Source organism: Streptomyces sp. FH025 (assembly GCF_017427025.1).
Classification (GTDB): domain Bacteria; phylum Actinomycetota; class Actinomycetes; order Streptomycetales; family Streptomycetaceae; genus Kitasatospora.
Genome location: NZ_JAFLNG010000432.1, coordinates 1 through 6,721 on the forward strand (window position 1 = coordinate 1; position 6,721 = coordinate 6,721).

The 6,721-nt window shown below is 74.0% G+C and carries 6 protein-coding genes; 5 read left to right on the forward strand and 1 reads right to left on the reverse strand.

The genetic code is table 11. The features are described from left to right. From J0670_RS25985 to J0670_RS26000, 4 genes are all read left to right on the forward strand, one after another. On the forward strand, positions 1-2,248 hold a 2,248-nt coding region (locus J0670_RS25985; protein WP_207814095.1), incomplete at its 5' end, for an SDR family NAD(P)-dependent oxidoreductase. Beyond that, entirely contained in the window at positions 2,248-2,736 is a 489-nt protein-coding gene (locus tag J0670_RS25990; RefSeq protein ID WP_207814096.1) for a thioesterase family protein, read from the forward strand. The genes J0670_RS25985 and J0670_RS25990, both read left to right, overlap by 1 nt. After that, positions 2,733-3,314: a flavin reductase family protein gene (locus J0670_RS25995; RefSeq protein WP_307806692.1), complete on the forward strand. Its 582-nt coding sequence runs from the start codon at positions 2,733-2,735 to the stop codon at positions 3,312-3,314. The genes J0670_RS25990 and J0670_RS25995 overlap by 4 nt, the downstream gene beginning before the upstream one ends. 16 nt (positions 3,315-3,330) lie before the next feature. Then, the gene (locus J0670_RS26000) at positions 3,331-4,362 is read left to right on the forward strand and encodes an NAD-dependent epimerase/dehydratase family protein (RefSeq protein ID WP_207814097.1); all 1,032 of its coding nucleotides are present in this window, start codon (positions 3,331-3,333) and stop codon (positions 4,360-4,362) included. Between the two features lie 62 nt (positions 4,363-4,424). Here the strand turns inward: J0670_RS26000 and J0670_RS26005 are convergent, their stop codons facing one another. Next, positions 4,425-5,087, reverse strand: coding sequence for a TetR/AcrR family transcriptional regulator (locus J0670_RS26005; protein ID WP_207814098.1), 663 nt, complete (start codon positions 5,085-5,087; stop codon positions 4,425-4,427). A 196-nt stretch (positions 5,088-5,283) separates the two neighbouring features. On the opposite strand from J0670_RS26005, the gene J0670_RS26010 reads away from it, so the two are divergent. Then, the coding region (locus tag J0670_RS26010) for an MFS transporter (RefSeq protein WP_243437526.1) at positions 5,284-6,721 on the forward strand (1,438 nt) is incomplete at its 3' end.

Below are 6,721 nucleotides of genomic sequence, written 5' to 3' on the forward strand. Positions count from 1 at the left end.
GCTGCCGCCGGCCCCGGAGACCGCCGGCACCTCCCCGCTGGATCCGCGCGACGTGCTGCTGGTCACCGGCGGCGGCAAGGGCATCACCGCCGAATGCGCTCTGGCCATCGCCCAGGACTCCGGCGCGAGCCTGGCCCTGATCGGCCGGGCCGACCCCGCCGCCGACGCCGAACTCGCCGCCAACCTCGCCCGGATGGACGCCGCCGGCCTGCGCTACCGCTACGAGCGGGCCGACGTGACCGACGGCGAGCAGGTCGCCGCCGCCGTCGACCGGCTGGAGAGCGCGCTCGGCCCCGTCACCGCCGTGCTGCACGGCGCCGGCCGCAACGAGCCGGCCGCCCTCGGCGCGCTGACCGCCGAGGACTTCGAGCGGACCCTGGCGCCCAAGATCGACGGACTGGAGGCCGTCCTGGCCGCCGTCGAACCGGAACGCCTCAAGCTGCTGATCACCTTCGGCTCCATCATCGGGCGCGCCGGCCTGCGCGGCGAGGCGCACTACGCGACCGCCAACGACTGGATGACCGAACGGACCCTGCGGTTCCAGCAGGAGCACCCGCAGGCCCGGGCGCTCGCCCTGGAGTGGTCGGTCTGGTCGGGCGCCGGCATGGGCGAGCGGCTCGGCGTCGTCGAGGCGCTGATCCGCGAGGGCATCACGCCGATCTCCACCGAGCACGGCATCCAGGTGCTCCGCGAGGTGCTCGCGGACCCGACGGCCGGCCCGGTCCTGGTCGTGAGCGGCCGCTCCGGCGGCCTGCCCACCCTCACCACCGTCCAGCGCGAGCTGCCGCTGACCCGGTTCGTCGAGCGGGTGGTCGCGCACTACCCGGACATCGAGCTGATCACCGAGGCGGAGCTGACCGAGGGCAGCGACCCCTACCTGACCGACCACCAGCTCGCCGAGGGGCTGCTCTTCCCCGCCGTCCTGGGCATGGAGGCGATGGCCCAGGTCGCCACGGCGGTCAGCGGCCACCGGGGCGCACCGCGGCTGGAGGACGTCGAGTTCAACCGGCCCGTGGTGGTCCGCCCGGGCGGCTCGACCACCATCCGGATCGCGGCGCTGGTCCGCGGCCCCGGGCTGGTCGACGTGGTGCTGCGCACCGAGGACACCGGCTTCGCGGCCGACCACTTCCGGGCCACGCTGCGCTACCCCAAGCCCGAGGTGCCGGACAGCGCGGCGCCGATCGACCTCGGCCTGCCGCCCGTACCGGTGGACCCGATGGCCGAGCTGTACGGGAGCATGCTGTTCCAGGGCAAGCGCTTCCAGCGCCTGCTCCAGTACCGGCGGGCGAGCGCCCGGCACGCGCTGGCGGAGATCTCCACCACCTCCCCGGCGCCCTGGTTCGCGGCCTTCCTGCCGCAGGACCAGCTGCTGGCCGACCCGGGCACCCGGGACGCGATGATGCACGCCATCCAGTGCTGCGTCCCGGACGCCACCCTGCTGCCGCAGGGCGTCGAACGGCTCTGGCTGGCCGACCGGGCGGACCAGGACTCCGAGTACGTCGTCCTCGACGCCCGCGAGCGCTCGCAGGACGGCAACACCTACGTCTACGACCTCGACGTGCGCACGCCCTCCGGAACGGTCGTCGAGCGCTGGGAGGGGCTGACCCTGGTCGCCGTCCAGCGGCGCGACGGCGCCGGGCCGTGGGCGCCCGCCATGCTCGGCTCGTACCTGGAGCGCGGCCTCGAGCGGGTCCTCGGCGGCAGCCGCGCGGTGGTCGTCGAACCCGAGACCGACGACACGGCGGACCGGCAGCGCCGGGACCGCACCGAGACCGCCGTCGGCCGGGCCCTCGGCCGGGCCGTCACCCTGCTCCACCGGCCGGACGGCAAGCCCGAGCTGGCGCCGGAGCCGGGCCTCGAAGGGCGGACCGTCTCGGCCTCCCACGGCGCCGGGATGACCCTGGCGACGGTCGGCCGCGGGCGGCTCGCCTGCGACGTCGAGTCCGTCCGGGAGCGGAGCGCCCAGGACTGGGACGACCTGCTGGGCGCCGCCCAACTCGCCGTCCGGGACCTCCTGGTCGCCGAGAGCGGCGAGGGCCCGGCGCTCGCCGGCACCCGGGTGTGGAGCGCGCTGGAGTGCCTGCGCAAGGCGGGCGCCACCTCCCAGGCGCTGACCGTCGACCGCGTCCACCCGGACGGCTGGACCGTCCTGTCGGCCGGCGACGCGCGCATCGCGACCTGGGTCACCACCGTCAACGACCGCACCGAGCCGGTGGTCTTCGCCGTACTCGCGGGCAAGGAGGGCTGATGTCGGACTACTACGAGATTCGCCACACGGTCGGTTTCGAGGAGACCAACCTCGTCGGCAACGTCTACTACGTGAACTACCTCCGCTGGCAGGGGCGCTGCCGGGAGATGTTCCTCAAGGAGAAGGCCCCGGGCGTGCTCGCCGAGCTCCAGGACGACCTGAAGCTCTTCACGCTCAAGGTGGAGTGCGAGTTCTTCGCCGAGATCACCGCCTTCGACGAGCTGTCCATCCGGATGCGGCTGGAGGAACTGACCCAGACCCAGGTCAAGTTCGGCTTCGAGTACCTGAAGCTCGACGGCGACCAGGAGCGGCTGGTCGCCCGGGGCAGCCAGCGGATCGCCTGCATGCGCGGCCCGAACACGGCGACCGTGCCGGCGAGGGTCCCCGAGGAGCTCCGCCGGGCCCTGGCGCCCTACACCGACCCCGCGATGGCCGCCCGCGGCCCGGCGGTGCTGCGGCCGGTGGGAGCGGGGAGGGCGGCGTCGTGACCAACCACCTCGGCGTCGCGAGCGACACCGCGCGGGACACCGCTCGGGACACCGCGAGGGAAGCCTCGCGGGACACCACGCGGGGCTCCCTGCGGGAGACCATGGCGCGGTTCGCGACCGGGATCACGGTGCTCACCACGGGCGGCGAGCGCGTCCACGGGATGACCGCCAACGCGTTCAGCTCGGTGTCGCTGGAACCCCCGCTGGTCCTGTGCTGCGTGGCCCGCAGCGCCGTCATGCACGAGGCGATCACCGCGACCCGATCCTTCGCGGTGTCCGTGCTCGGCGGCGAACAGGAGCACCTGGCGCGGTACTTCGCCGACCGGAGCAGGCCGCACGGGGCCGCCCAGTTCGGCGGGGTCGACTGGCGGCCCGGCCCGTTCACCGGGGCCCCGCTGCTCTCGGACTCGCTGGCCTGGCTGGAGTGCAAGCTCACCGAGCAGTACGACGGCGGAGACCACTCCATCTTCCTCGGCGAGGTGCTCGCCACCGGCCGCACCGGCGGCCGTCAGGCGCTGCTGTTCTACGACGGCCGCTACCACCGGGTCGCACACCAGGGCACCGAAGAGACCGGCTGAGCGAGGAGACGGACTGATGTTGGTCAGCGTGACGGGCGGAACCGGGTTCGTCGGCATCCACTCGGTGGCGGCGATGGTGCGGCAGGGGCATGCCGTCCGGTTGCTGGTCCGGGACCCTTCCGCCGCCGAACGGGCCCTCGGGCTGCTGGCGGTGGACCCGGGAGCCGTCGACCTGGTGGTCGGGGACGTCACCGACGAGGGCTCCGTGGCCCGCGCGGTCCGCGGCGCCGACGCCGTGCTCCACGCGGCCTCGGTGTACTCCTTCGACAGCCGTCGGCACGCCGCCATGCGCCGGACCAACGCGCGGGGGACCGCGGTGGTCCTGCGCGCCGCCCGGAAGGCGGACGCCGAGCGGATCATCCACGTCTCCAGCATCGTCGCGCTGCTCCCGTCGGACGGTCGGCCGCTCCGGGAGGACTCCCCGGTCGGCCGTCCCCGGGAGACGTACATGGCGACCAAGGCCGCCGCCGAGCGGATCGCCCGGCGGCACCAGCGGGAGGGCGCACCGGTGGTCATCACCTACCCGCCCGCCCTGCTGGGCCCCTCGGACCCGGGGCTGGGCGACCAGAACGCGCGGCTGCGCAACACGCTGCGCGGGCTGATGCCCATCTGGCCCCTCGGGGGTTTCCCGGTCGGCGACGTCCGGGACACGGCGGAGCTGCACGCCCGGCTGCTGACCGCGCCGAAGTCCGCCCCGGACCGGCACTTCGCACCCGGTCGGCAGCTCAGCACCCGGCAGTACGTCAGGACCCTGCGGGAGGCCACCGGCCGGCGGCTGCCGGCGGTGTTCCTGCCGGCCCGCGCCATGCTGCCGGTCGGCGCGCTGGCCGGACTGGTGCAGCGGGTCTGGCCCCGGCACATCCCCGCGGAGTACGGGGCCGTGTACACCTGCGCCTGCGCGGTTCCGGTCGACCCGGACGCGAGCACCTGCGGGCTGGCACCGAGGCCGGTCGCCGAGACCATGGCCGACACGGTGCGCTGGCTGCACGGCCAGGGCCACCTGACCGATCGTCAGATCGGCCTGCTGGCCGAGGGTGGTCGCGGCTGAGCGACCCCCCGGCCCCACCCGCCGGTCCGGCAGGCCGATCGACTCGGCCCGCCGGACCGGCGCTACGCTTCCGCGACCTCCTCCAGGAGCCGCCGCCCCGAGGCCGCCACCGACCTGGTGGCGGCCTCCAGCGTGTCGCCGACGCCGACCATCAGGCCGATCAGCTGCGCCTCCAGACAGCGCTCGGCGTCGAAGGGCTCGATCAGGTAGCCGCCGAGCTCCAGCACCACCAGTCCGTGCACCGCGCACCACATCTGATGGGCCACCAGGTCCGGGTCGGCGGACCGGAACCGGCCCGACTCGATGCAGCGGGTGGCGCACTCCACCACGCCGACCAGCGTGTAGCGGCCGTGCTGGCGGTCGTCCTCCCCGAGCGAGAAGCCGGCCAGCGAGGAGGAGCCGAACATCACCGCGTACAGATGGGGGTTGGCGAGGGCGTTGTACCGGTAGGCGCGGCCGTACAGGCACAGGTCGGCGACCGGATCGTCACTGCGGCCGACCCTCGCGAAGTGCCCCTCCAGCCGGGCGAAGCCCTCGTGCACCATGGCGCGGGCCAGGCCGCGCATTCCGTTGAAGTGGGTGTAGAGGGCCATCGTCGACGTGCCGACCTCCGAGGCGATGCGCCGCGCGGAGAGCGCCTGCGGACCTTCCTCGGAGAGTAGTCGGGCGGCGATGTCCACCAGTAGAGTCTGGCGGGTCTTGGGGTCCGAGCGGCGGCGACTCATGCGAACAGTCTCCCAAAACCACGTGCCCCCAAGGCCGTTCGAGGCCGAAAGCTCCCTGGTCAGCACGATGCGAGAAGCGACCGTTCGGGCACGCCACGTAGCTTGGCGTGCCACGGAGAGCGGCCCCGAAACGTCAAACCCTCCGGCGGAGTCGGGGCCGCGGCCCGGTCCGCCACCTCGAAGGAAAGGTTCCGCCTTGCAATCGAGATCTCCCCACCGCACCTCCGGCGCGTCGCTGCTCATGGCCGCCGGAACCCTCGTCACGCTGGTCTCGGCCGCCGTGGCCTTCCGGCACTCGTTCGTCATGGATCCGTCGATGCCGATGGAGCACATGCCGGCCAAACCCTCCACCGCCAGCAACCCGTTGCACGGCATGGAGCTGTCCGAGATGCCGGAGATGTTCGTCGCGCTCGGCGGCCTGCTCCTGGTGGTGCTCGGCGCGGCGTTGCGCGGACGGCCCGAAGCGGCCCCCGCCGCCGCCGCGTCCCGGGCCGGCCGGGGCGGGCGGACGGTGATCGCGGTGATCGGCACGGCCGCGCTCACCATCGACATCAGCAAGACCTCCACCCTGGGCTTCGTCCTCCCGGGCATGCGCACCGAGTACGGCCTGACGCCCAGCACGGCCTCGCTGCTGGCGGTCAGCGGGCTGACCGGAACGGCCCTGGGCGCGGTGCTGTTCGGGGTGCTCACCGACCGGATCGGCCGGCGGGGCTCGTACCTGATCGCCACGCTCGGCTTCACCGCCACCAGCATGTGCGGTTCGATGCCGACCTTCCACGGCAACCTGGTGATGTGCGGCCTGATGGGCTTGGCGGTCGGCGGCCTCGCCCCGCTGCTGATCACCCTGCTGATCGAGACGGTCGGCGGACGCACCCGCGGCTCGGTGGTGACGGCGCTCTCGGTGGCGGCGACCGCGATCGGCTACCTGGTCGCGGCGGGCTCCGCGCTCTGGCTGGAACCGCGGTACGGCTGGCGGGTGCTCTGGCTGATCGGCGCCCCGACCGGGGCCGTGCTGGCCCTGCTCACGCCGTTCGTCCCGCACTTCACGGCCTCGGCGGCCCCCGCCGAGGCGCGGGCGGAGACGGTGGCCCCGGTGCGGAACCTGGTGCCCGCGCGGGGGTTCACCAGGGGCCCGCAGTACGTCTTCGCCACCCTGATCGGCCTGCTCACCTTCGGCCTCACCACCTGGGTGCCGAGCCTGGCCCGGCTCGGCGGGGTCTCCGTCCACACCGCCAACCTGATGCTCACGGTGGCGGCGGTCGTGATGGTGCCGTGCGGGGTGCTGCTGATGCTGGGCTACCGCAGGTTCGGGCCGACCGTCGTGGCGGCGGGCATGGCCACCCTCACCGCGGTGCTGCTGCTGGCGCTCACCGTCACCGGCGCGGTGGCCGCGGTGGCCTGGATCTGCGCGGGGGCGCTGGTGGCGGCGCTGTTCTCGGTGAACTCGATGGCGGCGATCTTCCTGCCGATCGCGGCCGACCTGGCGGATCCCGCCCGGCGCGGGCGGACGACCGGGACGGTGTCGTTCTTCAACCGGCTGGGCGGGCTGTGCGGGCCGCTGCTGCTGGCGGGCCTGGTGTCCTCGGCCTCCGACGTGCTGACCGCCGTCGCCGTGCTGGCGCTGCTCTGCGCGG